The 17341-nt window shown below is 57.2% G+C and carries 17 protein-coding genes and 1 tRNA gene; 3 read left to right on the top strand and 15 right to left on the bottom strand.

The window, feature by feature from the left end; all coding sequences use genetic code 11:
- Positions 1 to 44 precede the first annotated feature (44 nt).
- From V6N07_RS03270 to V6N07_RS03240, 7 genes are all read right to left on the bottom strand, one after another.
- Entirely contained in the window at positions 45 to 578 is a 534-nt protein-coding gene (locus V6N07_RS03270) for a ricin-type beta-trefoil lectin domain protein (protein WP_371154016.1), read from the bottom strand.
- Between the two features lie 43 nt (positions 579 to 621).
- Positions 622 to 1584 (bottom strand): YHYH protein, encoded by a 963-nt coding sequence (locus tag V6N07_RS03265; protein WP_371154014.1) that lies wholly within the window; start codon positions 1582 to 1584, stop codon positions 622 to 624.
- Between the two features lie 207 nt (positions 1585 to 1791).
- Positions 1792 to 2253, bottom strand: a complete 462-nt coding sequence (locus V6N07_RS03260) for a hypothetical protein (RefSeq protein ID WP_371154012.1) — start codon at positions 2251 to 2253, stop codon at positions 1792 to 1794.
- 554 nt (positions 2254 to 2807) lie between these two features.
- Complete coding sequence (locus V6N07_RS03255) at positions 2808 to 3665, bottom strand: hypothetical protein (protein WP_371154010.1); 858 nt, start codon at positions 3663 to 3665, stop codon at positions 2808 to 2810.
- Positions 3641 to 5392, bottom strand: a complete 1752-nt coding sequence (locus tag V6N07_RS03250) for an ATP-binding protein (RefSeq protein ID WP_371154008.1) — start codon at positions 5390 to 5392, stop codon at positions 3641 to 3643. Before V6N07_RS03250 ends, V6N07_RS03255 begins: the two co-directional genes overlap by 25 nt.
- A gap of 8 nt (positions 5393 to 5400) precedes the next feature.
- Positions 5401 to 6438 (bottom strand): SIR2 family protein, encoded by a 1038-nt coding sequence (locus tag V6N07_RS03245; protein WP_371154007.1) that lies wholly within the window; start codon positions 6436 to 6438, stop codon positions 5401 to 5403.
- Between the two features lie 25 nt (positions 6439 to 6463).
- Positions 6464 to 9319: a class I SAM-dependent DNA methyltransferase gene (locus V6N07_RS03240; protein ID WP_371154006.1), complete on the bottom strand. Its 2856-nt coding sequence runs from the start codon at positions 9317 to 9319 to the stop codon at positions 6464 to 6466.
- Positions 9320 to 9404: 85 nt separating this feature from the next.
- Between V6N07_RS03240 and V6N07_RS03235 the strand changes: the two genes are divergently transcribed.
- From V6N07_RS03235 to V6N07_RS03225, 3 genes are all read left to right on the top strand, one after another.
- Positions 9405 to 9668: a BrnT family toxin gene (locus tag V6N07_RS03235; RefSeq protein WP_371154005.1), complete on the top strand. Its 264-nt coding sequence runs from the start codon at positions 9405 to 9407 to the stop codon at positions 9666 to 9668.
- The gene (gene brnA, locus V6N07_RS03230; protein WP_371154004.1) at positions 9655 to 9870 is read left to right on the top strand and encodes a type II toxin-antitoxin system BrnA family antitoxin; all 216 of its coding nucleotides are present in this window, start codon (positions 9655 to 9657) and stop codon (positions 9868 to 9870) included. The genes V6N07_RS03235 and brnA overlap by 14 nt, the downstream gene beginning before the upstream one ends.
- 113 nt (positions 9871 to 9983) lie before the next feature.
- Positions 9984 to 10178 carry a hypothetical protein gene (locus V6N07_RS03225; protein WP_371154003.1) on the top strand — a complete coding sequence of 65 codons (195 nt, stop codon included), beginning with the start codon at positions 9984 to 9986 and terminating at the stop codon, positions 10176 to 10178.
- 315 nt (positions 10179 to 10493) lie between these two features.
- Here V6N07_RS03225 and V6N07_RS03220 read toward each other — a convergent pair whose 3' ends face one another.
- The 8 genes from V6N07_RS03220 to V6N07_RS03185 form a co-directional block, all read right to left on the bottom strand.
- Positions 10494 to 11531 (bottom strand): type IV secretion system protein, encoded by a 1038-nt coding sequence (locus V6N07_RS03220; RefSeq protein WP_371154001.1) that lies wholly within the window; start codon positions 11529 to 11531, stop codon positions 10494 to 10496.
- Positions 11532 to 11533: 2 nt separating this feature from the next.
- Positions 11534 to 12040: a hypothetical protein gene (locus V6N07_RS03215; RefSeq protein ID WP_371154000.1), complete on the bottom strand. Its 507-nt coding sequence runs from the start codon at positions 12038 to 12040 to the stop codon at positions 11534 to 11536.
- Positions 12041 to 12091: 51 nt separating this feature from the next.
- On the bottom strand, positions 12092 to 13651 hold the full coding sequence (locus V6N07_RS03210) for a mobilization relaxase (RefSeq protein WP_371153998.1): 1560 nt from the start codon (positions 13649 to 13651) through the stop codon (positions 12092 to 12094).
- The gene (locus V6N07_RS03205) at positions 13645 to 14073 is read right to left on the bottom strand and encodes a plasmid mobilization relaxosome protein MobC (RefSeq protein ID WP_371153996.1); all 429 of its coding nucleotides are present in this window, start codon (positions 14071 to 14073) and stop codon (positions 13645 to 13647) included. Before V6N07_RS03205 ends, V6N07_RS03210 begins: the two co-directional genes overlap by 7 nt.
- A 34-nt stretch (positions 14074 to 14107) precedes the next feature.
- Positions 14108 to 14845 carry a helix-turn-helix domain-containing protein gene (locus tag V6N07_RS03200; RefSeq protein ID WP_371153995.1) on the bottom strand — a complete coding sequence of 246 codons (738 nt, stop codon included), beginning with the start codon at positions 14843 to 14845 and terminating at the stop codon, positions 14108 to 14110.
- Positions 14846 to 15206: 361 nt separating this feature from the next.
- On the bottom strand, positions 15207 to 15875 hold the full coding sequence (locus V6N07_RS03195; protein WP_371153993.1) for a hypothetical protein: 669 nt from the start codon (positions 15873 to 15875) through the stop codon (positions 15207 to 15209).
- Positions 15872 to 17047, bottom strand: a complete 1176-nt coding sequence (locus V6N07_RS03190; RefSeq protein ID WP_371153991.1) for a tyrosine-type recombinase/integrase — start codon at positions 17045 to 17047, stop codon at positions 15872 to 15874. The genes V6N07_RS03195 and V6N07_RS03190 overlap by 4 nt, the downstream gene beginning before the upstream one ends.
- A gap of 147 nt (positions 17048 to 17194) precedes the next feature.
- A tRNA-Ser gene (locus V6N07_RS03185) sits at positions 17195 to 17284 on the bottom strand.
- Between the last annotated feature and the right edge of the window lie 57 nt (positions 17285 to 17341).

Here is a 17341-nt window from a genome sequence, read left to right as displayed (position 1 = left end):
GGGGGCGACCGTCGAAGATCGGCCCCCTGACCGGAACAGTTGCGTCAGGGTGCGGTGCGGTTGCTCCAGGTCTGGCTGGCGGCCAGGTCGTCCGAGCAAGCCTGCAGGGACAGCTCTTTTATCTGGTTGGTGTCGCTGCGACCGAAACGCGTGTCGTCACCGACGGTGACGCACAGGTCAGCCGCCGAGGCGGGCACGATCGTGCCTTCGCCCGAGAACACGAACGTCTGCTCGGCGCTTTCGTCACAGGCGGCCAGACCGATCGCGGCCCCTTCCTGCAGCGCGGCAACCTCGGCGCAGACATCGAAGGACGGCATGTAGAGGGTGCCGTCGGCAAACCTTTCGGAGTCGAACCCCTGATCCACGAAGATCTCGCCCGAGGGGCTGTAGCATGTATGCGCCTGAAGCCCGTCGGCGGGGTCGGCCTGCGACCCTTGGCCGCCAGAAATATCCACGCAATAGCCGTCCTGAATATTGTCGAGCATGTCGACGAGGTTGATTTCGACGGTATCGGCATGGGCCGTTCCGGCGACCATCAGGGCGACGAAGGCGGAAGAGGCGAATGCGGTCTTGGTCATGCGTGTTTTCCTGTGCTGATCGGTTTGCGGCGACAAGTGCCCCTCAACGGCAGAATTGGCCAGTCTGTTCCCGTCCATCATTCGTGACCGTGCGGGTCTCGAAGTCGTAGCACCCTTCCGTTTCCGACGGCGCATAGCGGATGTAGTAGGCTTCGCCCTCGTAGGTGTAATCCATGCTCCGGCGTCCGGCGGCGTCCTGCGAAAACGTCAGATTCTCGACGCCACCCTGCGGCGGGCGACCGGGCGCCGCGCCACCACCATCGGCGGCCATCAGCGGTGAGACGCGGGGCAGGGCGTCGAAATCAGCCACGACGCCCATCAGGCACTGGACGATATAGGGCGCTTCGACGGAGCTGTGATAGCGATAGCCGAAGATGGCGTCCGGTTGTCCATTGCAGATGTCCAACGTGCCCGGCCCGATCTCGGACCCATCCGGGTTAAGGGCACCGTAGATCGGAAATCCGTCGAAGGCCCAGCCGATGATCGGGCTGCTGTCGGCATTTTCCATCTGCGCGATCATGCAGGTCGGCTCGGCGTGATAGTGATAGTCATCGCCCCGCCCGGCATGCCCGCCGCAGACGTCCAGTTGTCCGGTCTGCACGGTGTCGTGCTGGGCCTGATGATGGGCAAGATCGGCTTGGCTCATCTCACCGCCCCCCGTGTAGTCGTAGATCGGCACGCCATTCACGGCAACGCCAAGCGCGGCATCCCGCGTCAGTGGAATGTCCCCCATCCGCGGCGCAAGGATGACCGGGGCGGCATAGTCGCCCGGCACCGGCACCTGTTCGTTCGTGCCCGTGATGCCGGTCATCATTTCATAATCGGGATAGGTGTCCGACCGGATGATGGCGTGGGTGTCCGTGCAGGTCACGGCGACACGGTCGTCGAACCCGGCGGCAGAGACGGAATCAGCAACCGCCGTGCAATGATCCTCATGCGCGGCGGCTAAAAAGGGCACGCAGGCCGCCAGCAGGGTTGCGGTCGAAAGGCGGGGAAAGCGCATCATTCGGTGCCCCTCGTTCAGCGGCGGCTTCATTCGACGGTGACGCGGCAGAGGATGGAGTTGCTCTGTTCCAGATCGGGGCCACAGATGAAAGCGGCCTCCGGTGCCCATGTCACCCCGTCATAGCCACCCTTCGGGTCCACATCGGCGGCGGGAAAGACGCTTGCCGATGGCCAGTCGGAGGCATCGAAATCCGCCTCGTCCCAACCGTCAGGCTGGTCCGAGATCTCGAACCCGCAGGCGCCTTGGCTTGCTACCGGGTCGCTCTCGCTTTCGCAGGTCTTGTCGATCGGGGCCGTATGGATGACGAGGCATTGCCAGTCCGCATTGGTGACGGCCACCGTCGGCCCCGTCCGCGTCCGTGATCTGTGCAATGATGCCGCCATCCCCCATCTGCTGGCGCCGCGTTCCGATGTATTCGAGACCCGTGTCGTTTTCGATGAAGTCGCGGGCGAACAGACCGATGGTAAAGGGACGCTCTGCTTCGAAGGTGAAACTCTCGGCGTTGAAGGACCGTTCCGTGGTGATTGACACGCTGTCTTCGGCAACAAGTTGCCCGTCGATACGCATGTCGAACCAGTTGTCCGCCCAGACATCGGCGCTGAACGTTTCAGCGGCCAGCAGGGTCGGTAACAGGGCCAGCAGGGCCGTGGCGGAGAGCAGACGGGGCATGGATGAGTCCTTTTGGGCGGCGTCTCAAGGGATCCGGGGGCGCTTGCAAGTGACTGCATGGTTTCGAAAGCGGCAATCCGCGCAGCTCCGCCAGATCGGTGTCGGCACGAGAATAGAGCACATCCGGGGCAAAAACACGTGGTCTCATGCGGGTGGTGTCGGGGCGGCAGTTTAAGTCGACTGTCGTTTGCCACCCGAACCGAGCACGACAACCGATCGGTCGTGGCGACCCGAGCCTTCCGAGGCTGGCCGCAGAGGGGGCGCTTGCCCTGTGGGTTAGCAAGGCACGTATGGCGCGAGGTACTGTTTTGGCGTATTTTTCGACCCCAAAAAAATTCAAGGGGCAAGCCCTGCAGTCACGTATCGGGCTTGTGCGGCGGCTTGCGAGCCTGACCAACAGCGCGTCATCGATATAAGACGTAGGGATGATCGAAGGAGTATGTGGCGGAGAGACAGTCCTCCTTTATTTTATCGTAAATAACTAAAAAATAATAACTTTAAATCTTAAATTGCCAGTCATACCACAATTTATACCTCACGTTGGGCGGTCTCTATCAATCCTCTTCCTCATCGAGTGGAAAGATGTCGTGAACTTCCATGATGCGATACGCGCGTGGACTGCCGTTCACCATTTGCACATCCACATCCACGACGAAGCCAAGTTCATAGGGGTTCAGCTTATCATCGGACCAAGCGCCTTTGATTTTCTGCCCTGTCAGGTCCGAGGCATAGATCAACCGCCGTGGCTTCGGACTTATTGCCTCGATAACGCCCTTCTCGCCGCTCGATCTGTCCGGGACCGCTTCTGAAATGTTGGTTTGATAGAGGCGCATCAGGAGGCCGTTTTGCCTGTCTGCATCGCCGTCGCGGATTTCCCGCATCTGGGCGGCGGCGTTGTCTATCACCTTCTCTGCGTCTTTAGCTTTCCAGACCACCTTGGCGGCTACGCGCTTTTCCTCGGTCTCAGACAAGTAATACATGGCGAAGACTTCCGCTTCGCCCTTGCTATCACCGACGACCGTCGCTGCCATGCGTGTCATGTTTTCGAGTTCTTTGGCTGTCGTATCTTCTAGTCGGCCGCGGGGCTGTGCGAGTGCTCCCATTTTCGAGCCAAGCAGTTCGATGAACTGGCTGAATACCAGGACATTGTTCATGCCTTGGAACAGAGGCGCCATCGCGCCGACGAGCTCGATTACAATCGAGCCTTCCGTCACGCGCTGGACAAGTAGATCGGCCTCGTGCTCCTGCGCCTTGGGATGCTCCTTGCGGATAAACTTCTCGTACTCCGCACCCAAGGCCATCATCCCGAATGTCAGGTGCTCAAGTGACAGGGGTGTCTCGCGGTCGATCCGCAGAACGATCGAGTCTTGTTTGACGGAATGACCAATCATCGCGCGCTCTGCCGTCGCCAAGCAAGCACTGCTCCCGAAATATCCGATTCTGGGAGTTCTCCGGCCCAGCGATCCCAAAAATCGATGGTCGCGCTGTTGGGCTTGTATCGGGGCTCGCCCACGCGCACTCGTGTCGGCAGAAGACTCGCATCGCCAACGACCAGCGCCTCACCGACATCGAGGACGGGTAGCAAATCTCCGAAACCACCAAGGCTATCGGGCAGAAGCCTCCTGATCACAGATTGATCATCTCCGTTGGTCAACCGCATCGCTATGACATTGTTGCATTGGCTTAACACAGTGCGATTGACCTCAGACGGGCGTTGACTGATGACGACAAGCCCCACACCGTATTTCCGCCCTTCCTTGGCGATCCTTTCGAAGATGCCAACAGAAATATCATCGACACCATCGCCGCTCGATCTCTCAGGAATATAAAGATGCGCCTCGTCACAGAAAAGCGCGATTGGATGCCGCTTTTCGACCGCTGTCCACTGCGTAATATTGAAGACTAACCTTGCCATAAGGCTGACCATAAGCGGTAGAATATCTGATGGAACTTCGGAGAAATCGATTATTTTGATTCCGCCCTTTCTGTCACTTTGGTCCCCGCGGCTCGCCGTCAACATATGGGCCAACTTCGGCAGCCATTCCATATCCATACATTCTGTGTGGGGCTGAAAGAGAAAGCCGAGCCGACGATCCAAGTGCTTTGCCTCAAAACGAGCAATGAGGCGGCTAAGTTTACCGTTGAAATCTCCTGCTTTGTCGGTGTTCGCCTTTGCGCCCGGCACGCGTTCGGTATCTAGATGGCGTAGCTTGTCGAGTATGGCTTGAAGAGGAAACGGCACCGGACTATCGACGGTGAAGTTGGCCAATACCTCTGTATGGTCTCCGTCCTCCAGATACTTTCGCTTTGCGTCAGTGATGCTATTCGCCATGACCATCGCCTGATTAGGCGCGTTCTGGTCAGATCGATCCACGAACAGCGACACCATTGCTTCGTAGCCAAGAAGCCAATAGGGCAAGTACAGGACTCCTTTGTCGAGTCCTTGATCCTGATCTAGATCACCAGGGCCTGCCACGCGTAGATGGCGGAACTCTTCGCTGTCTAATGTGCTGTACTCTCCGTGAATATCAAACAGAATAGCGTTGGCCTGATCCAGAGCAGCAACTTGATCGAGCATCCGGGCGGTAGTGTACGATTTTCCCGAACCGGTACTACCTACTACTACTGCATGACGCTGGAACAGCCTGTTTCCGTTGAGAAATGCCGTAGCGTTTTCATCGAGAGTATATTGCCCAAGTTCCAGCTGGGGCCCATCGCCTGTTACGTTTGATATCACTTGCATAAAGTTGGTAAGGCGTTCACCTTCCAAAGCGAAGCAATTGGCATCTATCTCCGGCACAGTTTCTAAGGTCCGTCGAAAGATATTCTTCAGTAAACCTTGCTTGTCGATGAGCGTCCCGATCAGTGAGACACGAACCAAATTATTCTCCGGCAGTTCAATAATCTCATCTGTCGCTGTGTCGTTTTCGTCCGGTGTCACATCGAGTGCTTTACGCGTAATTCTTGACACAACACCGATCAAATGTTGCCCGGCTTTGCTGCTTTGTAAAGCAACTAGCCTGTTAACCTGAACGCGCTTAAGCCGTTCGAGTTCGTCCACTCTTACGACGACAACCGCCGTATCAACCGCGATGATCTTCCCCAGCGACTCGCTGTCATCATAGTCAAAAATCGACATTCAATTCCTCACAAAACCAATTCATTGAATTTTCCGAACTCCCATAGATCAGGTTTGGCAATGGTCACGCCGTCTGGATGCTCAGGCGAGAATACGCGCGTGCCTTCGTCTGCCATCTCGAGTCCGAGATAGTTTTGACCTGCATTACGTGAGAGAAATGTCTTGGCTTCATCCGTAAGGGTTCGTGCCAGAACCACTACAGGGACATTCTGTTGCCCGCACATTTCTTCGATCTTCGGCTGGATATGGCGATCCCGAAAACCGTACCCAACACATAGAAAGGATGCAGCACGGCTCAGAGCGTGGTCTGCGCCTTGAATTGCAGACCGAAATGGTTCGTCATGTGTTCGTTCATATTTACTGACGCCGGGAGTTACGATGAGAGGATCGAGGGCATCTGGCAGTGTCTCGGGAATTGGCAGCGATACGACACGACCTTGTGCGTCTGCAAACCAATCAAGCGAGCCGTGAACTTTCCAAATTCGGACGGTACGTCCAGGATGCGATCCCTTGTGGATTGATATCCGATCACCGCCCTCGCGGCGTCGAATGATTCCAGGTTCGAAGCCGGTGGCATGAAAGCAACCCGCCAGGTCAGCAGCATATTCCGCAACGCGATCGTAATTCGGTGTGACAATGTTCGCGACCATTTGATTGCTTCGGAACATCCCGCGAATCAGTTCGGACAAATGAAAATGCTCTTCGCCGTTGCTAGCCCGTGCCATCAGTGCGAGGTCGTCTGACGCAATCGCCTGCCATGTTAATCTGACGATCTTGGAAACGAGACTGGAAGGTGCAGCCGTTTTAAGAAGAGTTTCTTCAAGCCCATCACCCTGCGCGAGCGCAGTTCTAATAAGTAACCATGCGTCGGCCTCTTCGCCATCATTAGCGTCAACATTGTCTCTCAGGTATTGCGCCAAGTCGCCCATGCCTCGGAGGCCGTGAACGATTGATGCGCCGCTGCCCAGCACAAGAACAGGGTGATGCTGGAAGCAGGTCTGAGCTGCGACTGCGATCTTTTCTAGGATTTTGTTTTCGTCGCTCATTGCGAGGCTTCACTGTCCCGATTGCTCATGCGTTCGCTTTCTTTCTACGTCTGCCCTTCTTGGCGCTGTTGGACTTGTCCAGCGGGGCGACGGCCGCATCGAATAGCCCGAACAGGTGCTCGACGCGCTCGCGCTCGAAGCGGAAGCCTGAGCGGCGGTAGAGGCGGTCTACGGCCTTGTCCAAGTTCTCATGGGCCTTGCGGAGCAGCGGCGGCATGTTGTCGGCGTCGTAGAGGACTTCGAGCGTGTCATCCGGAAAGCTGGCGCGTGCATCCAGAACGGCTTGTGCCAGGCCTTCGATCTTCTTGGCTTTGGCGTCGGTCAGGTCCGGCCAAGGGAAAGCGTTGTAGACGGCGGGTGCGTAGCGGTAGTCGCTCTTCATCCGTCCTGCCACCGTCCGCATCCACCCCATGTGCATCGCAGAGGTGAGGAGGCCAAAATATAGCAGCGGCGCACCCACGATGATCCGAAGCTGGTTCGAGGCGATGACCTCCGGCGGTAAAATCGCCATCGGGATGTATTCGCGGGTTTCCGACGAAACCTCTGGCACGCCCAGATAGGCTTCGTCAGGCTGCCGATCCTGGGTGAACAGTGTTGGATATTTGGCAAACGCCTTGACGCTTGGCGTCGGACTTTCAAGGCGACCTTCGCGCACGCGGTCCAAGCGTTCCTGAACCGCCGGCGAGTTGCGGATTTCGGTCGGACTGGCGTCCTTGAGCCATAAGCACCAGCGCCAATCGCCAGAGATCAGCTCGTCTCCGCCGACATAGGGCCGCAACCATTTCGCGGCGTGGGGCTCGCGGGCCAGCAACTCGTCGCGGTTCTCCTTGTCGAGGATCAGATTGCTCAGAAGCGGAAAGTAACCGCCGCCCGGCTTGCGCCGCCGCGCTCCATCGGTCGGCTGACTGCCCTTGTGCATCTTGAGCCGCCCCTTCGGCGGCTGGGAGCGCGCGGGAACGGCATATTGTGGTCCCTCGATCAGATAGCCGTTGATGCGTGCGACAGGCGAGGCATGGGGATCACCGCGCACGTGGTCATATTCGTAAATCGTGCACTTGCGTGTCTCGTCCCGCGTCATGCCGACGATGACACAATGCACGGCGGCCGTCCCACGCGCTTCCGAGTTCCACTGGAAAGTGCGGTGGGTGAAGTGGATCGTCAGCCCCTGCGCGAACATCCAAGGCCATAGAATGCCGCATTGTTCGCCCTGGGTGATCGAGTTGGTCGACACGAGAGCCATGTCGATCTTGGGGTTCGCCGCCGAATACTCGGCAGCCTTCCGAAACCAGCACGTCACATAGTCGAGCCGGTTCACTTGCCCCTTCTTTCCCCAAACCCGCGCCATGTCGGCCTGCTGCTCCGCGGTGCGCCACTGATGACCACGAAAGGGCGGGTTGCCGAACAGGTAGGAGCACTCGGACGGGACTAGAACCTCGGCCCAATCAACTTCGAGCGCGTTTCCAACAGCGATATGCGGGGCGGTTTTCAGAGGGATGCGGGAGTAGTAGGGGCCGAACTCAAGGCTGAGCCTGTTGTTCATGATGTGATCCATCATCCACAGCGCCGTCTCCGCGATCCGCGCAGCAAACTCGCCGATCTCGATGCCGTAAAACTGGTCCACGTTGATCCGGGACAGGTTTGATACGTCGAGCGGCGCGCTGAACTCGCCCATCGCGTTGCGCTCGTAGTCGATCAGCTCGCGCACGACCTCGATTTCCAGAAGCCGCAGCTCCCGGTAAGCGATGATGAGGAAGTTGCCGCAGCCGCAAGCCGGGTCGAAAAAGGTCATCTCGCCTAAGCGGTCGCGGAACCGTTCAAGGTCTCGCTTCCGTGCCGTGGTCTTCTTTCGGGCCTTCATTCGCTCGAACTCTTCCCACAAAGCATCGAGGAAAAGCGGCTGGATCGTCTTCAGGATGTTGGTTTCGTTCGTGTAGTGCGCGCCCAATTCGCGGCGCTCGCCCTTGTTCATCACGGATTGGAACAGGCTGCCGAAGATCGCTGGCGAAATGTCGGACCAGTCGAAGCGGCAGGCATCCAGCAGCTTCTCACGCATCTCGGAGTTGAAGGACGGCAGGCGTAGAGTTTCCTTGAAAAGCGCGCCATTGACGTAGGGAAATGCGTCCAGGTCTTCGTCCAGCGTTTTCGGTCGTTGGCTTCCTTCTGGCGTGTCCAAGGTTTGAAAAAGCTGGGCGATCCATCCGCCGAGGTCGGAACCATCGACGTTCGTTCGACGCTCGACCAGATCCTCGAAAATGCCCCGTGGTTCGAAAATTCCAGTGTCATCTGCAAACAGGCAAAAGACGATCCGAACGAGGAAGCGTTCGAGGTCATGGCCGGTGTAGCCCGATTGCTCCAAGGCGTCGTGCAACGCGCCGACCAACTCTGCCGCTTCGATGTTGACCGGGTCTTGGTCCTTGAAAGTCTTTTTTTCCACCCCGGTGATGAAGCCGAATTTGTGCGTGTGCTTCGCGAAGTCTTCCAGAGGGAATTTCAGCTCGGCGTCGTCGGGATCGTCCGCTTCGAGGTCGTAGAGTTCGAACGTCTGGAAGTCGCTGGTCAGGACGTAGCGGGGAAGATCGTCGTCCTTCAGGCTGGGAAAGTAGTCGAGTGCCTGGGCCTTTGCCTTGATGAGATCCTGGCCTTTGCTCTTCTGTTCGACCAGCAGCTTTCCCTTCCAGAACAGATCAATGAACCCGCGTTTGCTGGTATCAGCGTGCTTGACGGATTCTTCGAAGGTAGCCACTCTGCGGACTGGGATACCGAACACATCGAAAAAATCGCGGTAGAAGAGCTGCGTCTGGCCCTTTTCGTATCCTTCGCCAGCCCAGTCGCGAGAGAATTTGGCGGCTCGGGATCGAATTTCGTTTGGAGATAGGGGCATTAAGCGTCCGGACCTGTACTTTTCTCCCACAGGTAGCAAGATCGTGTGGGGTTGAAAAGATATAATTTGTATACCATATCGAGCTATGAAGTTCGAGTATGACCCCGAAAAGAGTTTGGCGAACAAGGCCAAACACGGCATCGACTTCGATGAAGCGCAAGCATTGTGGGGCGATCCTTGGATGCTTGAGGCACCCGCCCGTACCGATGACGAGCCGCGCTTCTTCGTTGTCGGTAAGATCGGAAGCCGTCATTGGGCGGCCGTCTGCACCTATCGCGGCGATAACGTCAGGATCATCTCGGTCCGCCGCGCACGAAGACAGGAGATTGCGCATTATGAAAGCACGTGAGTTCGATCAGAAGTTCGACGCGGGCGAGGACGTGAGCGATGTTGTAGATTGGTCCAAGGCGCGCCGGACGAACACTGAGACCAAACGGGTCAACGTCGATTTTCCGTCCTGGGTTGTGTCCGGTTTGGATCAGCAGGCAAAACAACTCGGCGTTACCCGTCAGTCGCTCATCAAGCTGTGGATCGCTGAACGTCTCCAATGAGGCGAAAGCTAATAATTTGCGGCAAACCGCTGCGTTTGGATGCCGTAGCAAACCGGCTTCTTCGTGTGCGATAGCCTGCCGGGCAGTTCCAAGCCGGTGCGGAGGGTTGAGTGATGAAACGTCGAACACATCCGGACAGCCATGCCTTGGACGACTGGCCTCTGTATGGTCCTAAAAACCCTGAAATTGCCCGCTTGGTTGACTGCCTTGCTCACGATCACATGCTGCGAGTCAATGAGATTGAAGAGATCATCCTGACGGCATTGAAGAGCCGCTTAAAGAAAGCGGGGGCGGTAGGCTCCGACTGATCCGACCGGCCCGGGATGTTTGAGGGTCCAAGCCATGCTTTTACCGATAAAATGGATGGCCCAAGGTGAAACAATCAACCTGTTGCATCTTCGCTTGGAAAGGCCTCCAAAAGATCGAAGACGCCGCTCGATTCCATCCGCCGAACGGCGGCCACGAGAAGCAGCGCTCTTTCAATTTCAAAATTATTCTCCGACTCGTATGCGCTCGTTAGTAGGCTTTGTTGTGCAGCCGGATCACAAGCTAAACTCCTATTCAGAACTTGCTGTTTTTTCATAACTGAGCGGCTTTCTCGCTTACTCGACGACGGCATATGACTATTTTCTCCGTAGCCGAACGATTCGTTCAGACGCACGGTTTATTTGGGCGGCGCGAGAATTTGTCTGGTCTCGCGCATCCGGGCCGGCAGCTCGTTCGGAAGCGGCCGTATTCCCAGCGCCAATCGAATCTTTTGGCCTGATCTTTTTGTAGGCATAGTTACCCGCCATACCGGTAAGGCGACGGCCCATGCGGCCAAACCCTGACGTAACCAAATCCTGTAGGCCAATATTCCCTGTGATCGACGAAACGATCATTGGCACCATGCCAGCCAAAAGCGTCGACAAACACAACACGCCCAAGACCGGTGTCACCTGACCGATGGAAGTGATCATCTCTGGATCGCCGACCAGATCGAGTATGGCACCGAGAAGCCCGATGACCGTTGCGAAAACCGCTGCGATCACCACAGGGTAGAACGAAAACGCCACGACTGCACTCAGCCACCGTTCGAAGTAGTTCTTCGACCAGCTGAAGAGCGTGCACAATATCGCGAGGGGCGCCAGACCGATCAACAGCGTGATGACGATGCGCGAACCTACCATGAGCAGCGCCACAGCCGCCGAAAAAACCGCCATCAGGAACCAGACGATACCGTTGATGACCGACCCCAGAATATTCAGGCGTCCCGCCGTTACGTTGGCATAATCGGCGACGCGCGCAAGGATAGCGTCGAAAGAAGCCGCGAATGACTGCGGGCCACTCAAGGCATCGCCCGATCCGCTGACGACCGAGTTCACCAGCGCGGCTGAAACGCTGTCAAACAGGTCGAAGACGGCATTTGACACCGAGTTGAAGTGGCTCCAGTTTTGCAGAAATCCGGCGATCAGTACCAGCTTGACGCAAGTGATCAGGACGGTCTCTTGCGTCATCGGAACCGTCTGTGACCCGAGATTGATCAGCATGAGGATCACGGCGATCGTCGCCAGGATTTGCCCTGTCGAACCCAATTGCGCGGCCACCTGGCCGAACTGTTGTTCCGCAACTCCATCCAAGACGCCGATGACCGACGTGTAAATCTTTTCAACGAAGCCCACGCTCACTCTCCCATGATGATGGGACGGCAAATCTGCCTGAATTCAGATGCCATCGCGCGTTTCTCCTGCTGCAATTCGCGCTCGATATCGAGAACCAGCTGCCGTTGATCGGACGTAAATTGAGACGCGCTGGTATCTGGAAACCGCTCCAGAAACTGCTCCAGCTCGGGGCGCATGTCCTCCCAGGATGGAAACATCAGGTCACAGGAGCATTGGCCCTCTTCCACGACAGCACGGGTCCGCTTGAGATTATAGAATTCCTGTAGAATACCTGTTTTCCACTGATATCCGCGGGGCTGAACCATGACCCAACCGGGTCGAAAAGGGTGATCTGGACAAAATCGGCCGTTGATCTGCTGCATATCCACGTATGCCGACTGGCTATCCGTTGGCTTCGGAAACTCTGGGGCCATCAAATCAGGAAATTCCTGTCCGCATGCGTCTTGCGCTGCGGCTGTTATGGACAAAACCAGCGCCAGCATAGGCGGGAATACGGTTGTTAGCTTCATGGCAGGCGTCCTCATCAGCAGGGCATTGGGTATGTCGAGTAGGGGCGGCAGTCACCGGCTCCGGCCATCGGAACGGGACAGTTCACGGGCCGCGTCTAGGGCTTGCTCAGCTGCTTCTCTGCGGCCTTCAGTAAGCTCAAGCTGGTCTTCAACTGACCGCTGGCTTCGTTGAAATTCGATTCCGCGTTCAACAAGTCTTGTAACGCTGTCATTGATGCCTCTTGCGACCGAATGAGCACCGACAAGCAGGCGGCCAAGCCATCCATCCGGTTCTGCATCCCATCGGTCGAGCGTTCCTCTAATCCGCTCAAGTCTTCTGTCAAACTCTCGCAAGCCATCACCAACCGCTCGACGAATACGAGCAAGTCGTTTTCCAATGCTGTCAGGGCCATCAACGTCTATCTCTCCTTGATTTTGAGGCACATCACTGGCGCGTTCGCCAGCGTGCAGGTTTGCAATTCTGTCCGGTAGGGGTCCATGATCAGCCACGTATGGTTGTCCCGCACGATCCGGCTCAATCCCATCTGCTCGATCTCCGATCGCGTCATAATCGCCGCCCAGAACATGCTCGCCACCATCATCATTGCGATCCCAGCCAATGCGATCCAAAGGATCAGCCAAGGCGATGTCGTCACGCAGTCTTTGGTCTGACGGGTCAGGTCTTGGAGCCAGTTCCTGTTCTGCTCCACGAACTGCCGGGTATCGGTCTCGATTGTATTCTGCGCGCTTCGTGCAATGTTGATCATATCGGCCCTGAAGCTCTCCAACTGTGAACCCATCAAGTCGGCGTGCTCCTGTCGAATTGCGTCCACGTCCGCGTTCAGCTTCTCGCTCAGACGTGTCGGCTTGCCAGGTTTCATGGAATATTTCTCCTTTCAGACGCCAGCGCTCGCCGTTGTCGGGATCTTGGGCAGTGAGATAGGCTTTGCCCGCGCGCGGTATTTCAAAACCTGCGTCGGTGAGCGCGTCGATCATGGACGCGCGATCGCCGATGAGGCCGACGCTGACTTGATCCAAAATCCAAGCGTGCAGTTCGTCGCGGCCTTGGGCGCGGTGCGTGGCTTCGGTGGGGCCACGCACCTCTTGCGCGCGTTCCAGTTCCATTGGGTCGGCCCAGCCGTGCGTCTTGTTCATCAGATCGCGCAGACTGTCGAACGCGTTCTGATAGCCGGGGGGAGCGATGTTCAGGCTTCGGCCCGAGGTCAGTTCCAAACGGGGGGTGCAGAAGTGCAGCTCAACGCGGTTCTCGTGGGTGTGCCGAACCCAGAGCATGTCATATTGCTCGGCTTCCAATCCCGCAAAAGCCAGACGCTCGAAGGCGTCCATGACTTCGGTTTGCTGTACTTCGTCAGGCGCGTCGGCGGTAGCAAAGCTGATCACACCCGCGCGGTATGTCCAGTGGTTGCGGCTGGCGTCGATCAGCGCTTCGGTGCGCGTCGGATCGCCCCGCAAGACTTCGGGCCGGGGGTCGCGGGTGACAGACATCGGCTCGCCATCCGCATCGCGGATCAGGTCGCGGTTCTCGTCGTAGGCAAGAACCGTGTCCGAGACGAGATAGCCGACAGGACCAGCGCCCGCGCCTTTGCCGTTGCTGAAGAACTTGATCAGCATCGGCGCGCGGCCTCTACAAGCTGAGCGAGCTGGCGCTCGATGGTCAGCAGATGGCGCGCAACGGTCAGGCCATCGACGTTGACCCGGCCCGCCAGCATCTCCCGGTTCAGCCAACGGGCGACTTGGTTGAGGTTACCGCCGATGCGCCCGACAGCAAGCACCAGCGCGGGGTCGACGCGGGGCATCGGCTTGCGACGGCGCGCCTCGGTCAGGCCCAGGGCTTCGCGCATTAGGGCGGCGGCAGACAGTCCGGCGGCGTCGGCTTTGGCGCGCAGCTGAGCCTTCTCTGCCGCTGTGCAGCGAAAGACGAAGGTCTCGGTCAGCGGCTCTTTGGTGCGGGCTTTGCCCGTGCCGGTGGGGTTCGAAGGGGAGGCTTGCCACCCCTCGCAAGGTCCCGTGTCAGCAGCGCCAGCGTATGACATGGGTCGCCTTGCTGTTTGTTCGGATATGCTCACCTTACGCCGTCCTTTCCTCTTCAGGATGCGAAGCCAGTTCTTCGATGCGTAGGAGTTGATCGTGCAATTCGGCACTTCCTGAACGGGCCGGCCAAGTGGCGGGCAGCCAGTAGCCTCGCCTCTTTTCATGCCTTATTTCTTTGAGGAGACGCCGAAGTTCGGGACGACCGGACCTATCTAGGCGATCGTTCCACTCCCGCTCGAATACGCTACCTCCACCGGGAACGAAGACCAGAGACGGGCCTTTCACCGGGCTAGGCTTCCCTACAGTCGTGTTGTTTTTGTTTTTGCTTATACTGTTTGAGTGACAATCTCGTCGCCGTTTCTGCGACAGCGATGTCACCTCGTTGCGACGCTCCTGCCAGGGTTTGACGATGGAAAGGATGACAGCACCGTCATCCTTTTTTGCGTGCGCTTCTCTTCTCACCTGATCTGCGATCTCAATTGACTCATCGGTGACGTAGTAATTGGAGGACCGGGTGCGGCCGCTTCCACGGTCTGTATGAAACCATCCCAAACGTTCCAGGCTGTTGATTGCTCGCTGGACGGTCCGAGGCTCGACGCTCATGTCACGCGCTATGGTTGCCACCGAAGGGTTCAGTTGCCCGCTCGTCCAGTTCAACCTGACGTTTGTGAAGTAGGCCGCGAGCGCCTTTTCGAACCCGGACAAGAGGGGGCTGGAGAAAAGTGCCCTGTGCCATTGGATGCGAACAGCCTTGAAGCGTTTGAGATCGGTCATGCGGGGGCCTGCCTTTCAGTAAGCTAGCCAGCTTCCAACGGCTGACGTTGGGCTAGCCGTACTGACGAGACTCATCGCAGGTCGTCGCCACTCGGTTGCGTTTGATCCATGAGTTGAGATCAGCACCGTGATACTTCACGCGCCGACCAAACTTCAGAAATGCGGGGCCAACCCGTCGGTGCCGCCATTGTGCACGTTTCGATCTAGGCGCAATCAGATCGAGTTCGCTGTCTGTATCATCATACAGTCGCTGCTCTTCGAAGATTTCGTGTTGCATCGGTCAACTCCCAACAAATCCCGTTGATACCGATATTCATTCACTTCCGATGACTGAAGGATAGCGACACTGGCGTGGCGGAAACTAGAAAAAGCGCAGCTCAGTCCACGGCGCAAGATCGGGCCGCCGCGTTTTCGCGCCCGCAAACAGCTTGTGACGGAGTTCCGTTCCTATGGCTTCCAGGTCGGCGGCGTGGGGCGCTGGTTTTTCAAAGATAAGTGCCCTCTGCCGAAGGTAGATCAGCAGGACGTGGGGTAGGACCGTTTGATATTGCGCCCACCTGCGCTCCAGGGTTCGAATACTCACGTCTTTCATTGCTTTAGGAAAGCGTTCCTCTTGCTTCGGATCTACGTGACGCCGTAGGCTTTTCCCATAAGCGGCTTGCTCGGCCAGAGCGTCTGCTTTCGACATGCCGTCATGCCAGATCAAAGAAATTGCCCGACCCAGCGGTGACACTCCTTCACTGAACACTTGATCAACATCTGTCATTAAGTCCCTGGCCCTTAACCTCCATTCGTCAAGTTTCAGAACGCGGGTCAGTGTTTTTGATCGCTCAGCCTCGGATAAATCTTTGTGGTGATCTTTAAGCCATTCAAGGTATCGTTGGGCTAGAATTCCTGCAAAAAGAGGTGTGAATTGCGATCCGTTTCCGATCGAGATTACAAGCGCTTCGATTGCCAGCCAAGATGCTGTTTCTTCGTCTAGAAAGGGTAGTCCCTTCGTCTTTGCAAGATAGATCTTTTCGGCTTTCATCGGCCGCTCTCTACAAAGAGGGACCATGCAGCCATTAAATTTCTGCGCTTTTCTAGAAGATCTGATCGTGCATATGCCCTTTCAACCTCCGTACCGATCGTGTGCGCCAAGCTGAGTTCGGCCACTTCACGAGCAATTCCCGGTTGTTCTGCAGCCCAATCGCGAAAAGCCGACCGGAAACCGTGGACCGTTGCGCTTTCGACTTTCATTCGACGCAACAACATCAACATGGCCATGTTTGACATTGGGCGATGGCGTTTCTGGCCTTCGAAAACAACTTCCGACCGAAGTGCCTTGAGTGGTTCGGTTATCGCGAGCATCTGTTCTGTCAAAGGAACTCGGTGCTCCCGATCGGCCTTCATTCGTTCGGCCGGTATCGTCCAAAGCTGCTCGTCGGAATCGAACTCTTCCCATTTTGCTTTCAAAACCTCACTGGTGCGGCTGGCGGTCAGACAGGTGAACATCAACGCCTTCGCAGCCATAGCATCTTTCGTCGACAGCTCGGCATAGAACGCAGGTACATCCTGCCAATGCATCGCCTTATGGTGCTGCACCTTTTGCTTAACGGTCGGCAAGACGCGGGCATCGCGGATCGTCGTCACGGGATTTTCGCCCTCGCGAAAGCCCTTGGACTTTGCCACGTCCAGCACCGCCTTCATCCGCTGTGCGACCCGCTTCGCGGTTTCGGGTTTCGCGGTCCAGATCGGAAGCAGCACCTGCAACACTTCGGGCTGGTCGATCTCGGACACCGGCAGGCGGCCGATCTTCGGGAAGGCATACTCGGCCAGCGTGTTGATCCACTGCTGGCCATGCTTGGGGTTCTTCCATGTCGGCAGGCGCTCGATGTGAACCTGACGGGCGATCTCTTCGAAGCAGGGGATTTCTTGACGCGCGTTGTAGCGCGGGTTGATGCCCTGCTTGGCCATCCGCCGATACTCAAGGGCGCGATCGCGGGCTTGGTTCAGCGTGACGATGTCTGCGCCGCCGAGGCCAAAGTCGGTGCGGAGCGGTTTGCCTTCGCGGTTTCGCTGACCCTTCACGGTCACGCGAACGATCCAGCGCCGCGCACCGGACGGATCGACTACAAGATAAAGTCCGTTCCCGTCGCCGTGCCGCCCAGGACCAAGCGTTCGCACCAGATTCTTGGTCAGCTTGCCGCCATGCAGAGCCATAAAAGTACCACGTTTCCTACCACGCAATGAACAGAAACGAGTGTAATCGAAGAAATCTTAATGGCAACAATGAATACAGATAAGCCAACAAAAACAGCCCTGTAAGGGGCTGAACGGCAACGAGCAGGACTGAGTGAAATTGGTAGCTGGCGGAGAGACAGGGATTCGAACCCTGGGTAGACTTGCATCCACAACGGTTTTCGAAACCGTCCCGTTCGACCACTCCGGCACCTCTCCGCACCAGTGGTGGCGCGTCTTTAGGCAGGTTGCTCAGGTGGTGCAAGGGGATGCGGC

Source organism: Jannaschia sp. 2305UL9-9, from assembly GCF_041403465.1.
GTDB lineage: Bacteria > Pseudomonadota > Alphaproteobacteria > Rhodobacterales > Rhodobacteraceae > Jannaschia.
The sequence above is the reverse complement of the archived record's forward strand: the minus strand, read 5'-3'. Positions and strand labels throughout refer to the sequence as shown.

Coding starts and splice junctions, on each gene's coding strand:
- V6N07_RS03270 (WP_371154016.1), bottom strand. CDS start 578: ATGACCAAGACCGCATTCGCCTCTTCCGCCTTCGTCGCCCTGATGGTC.
- V6N07_RS03265 (WP_371154014.1), bottom strand. CDS start 1,584: ATGATGCGCTTTCCCCGCCTTTCGACCGCAACCCTGCTGGCGGCCTGC.
- V6N07_RS03260 (WP_371154012.1), bottom strand. CDS start 2,253: ATGCCCCGTCTGCTCTCCGCCACGGCCCTGCTGGCCCTGTTACCGACC.
- V6N07_RS03250 (WP_371154008.1), bottom strand. CDS start 5,392: ATGTCGATTTTTGACTATGATGACAGCGAGTCGCTGGGGAAGATCATC.
- V6N07_RS03245 (WP_371154007.1), bottom strand. CDS start 6,438: ATGAGCGACGAAAACAAAATCCTAGAAAAGATCGCAGTCGCAGCTCAG.
- V6N07_RS03240 (WP_371154006.1), bottom strand. CDS start 9,319: ATGCCCCTATCTCCAAACGAAATTCGATCCCGAGCCGCCAAATTCTCT.
- V6N07_RS03235 (WP_371154005.1), top strand. CDS start 9,405: ATGAAGTTCGAGTATGACCCCGAAAAGAGTTTGGCGAACAAGGCCAAA.
- brnA (WP_371154004.1), top strand. CDS start 9,655: ATGAAAGCACGTGAGTTCGATCAGAAGTTCGACGCGGGCGAGGACGTG.
- V6N07_RS03225 (WP_371154003.1), top strand. CDS start 9,984: ATGAAACGTCGAACACATCCGGACAGCCATGCCTTGGACGACTGGCCT.
- V6N07_RS03215 (WP_371154000.1), bottom strand. CDS start 12,040: ATGAAGCTAACAACCGTATTCCCGCCTATGCTGGCGCTGGTTTTGTCC.
- V6N07_RS03210 (WP_371153998.1), bottom strand. CDS start 13,651: ATGCTGATCAAGTTCTTCAGCAACGGCAAAGGCGCGGGCGCTGGTCCT.
- V6N07_RS03205 (WP_371153996.1), bottom strand. CDS start 14,073: ATGTCATACGCTGGCGCTGCTGACACGGGACCTTGCGAGGGGTGGCAA.
- V6N07_RS03200 (WP_371153995.1), bottom strand. CDS start 14,845: ATGACCGATCTCAAACGCTTCAAGGCTGTTCGCATCCAATGGCACAGG.
- V6N07_RS03195 (WP_371153993.1), bottom strand. CDS start 15,875: ATGAAAGCCGAAAAGATCTATCTTGCAAAGACGAAGGGACTACCCTTT.
- V6N07_RS03190 (WP_371153991.1), bottom strand. CDS start 17,047: ATGGCTCTGCATGGCGGCAAGCTGACCAAGAATCTGGTGCGAACGCTT.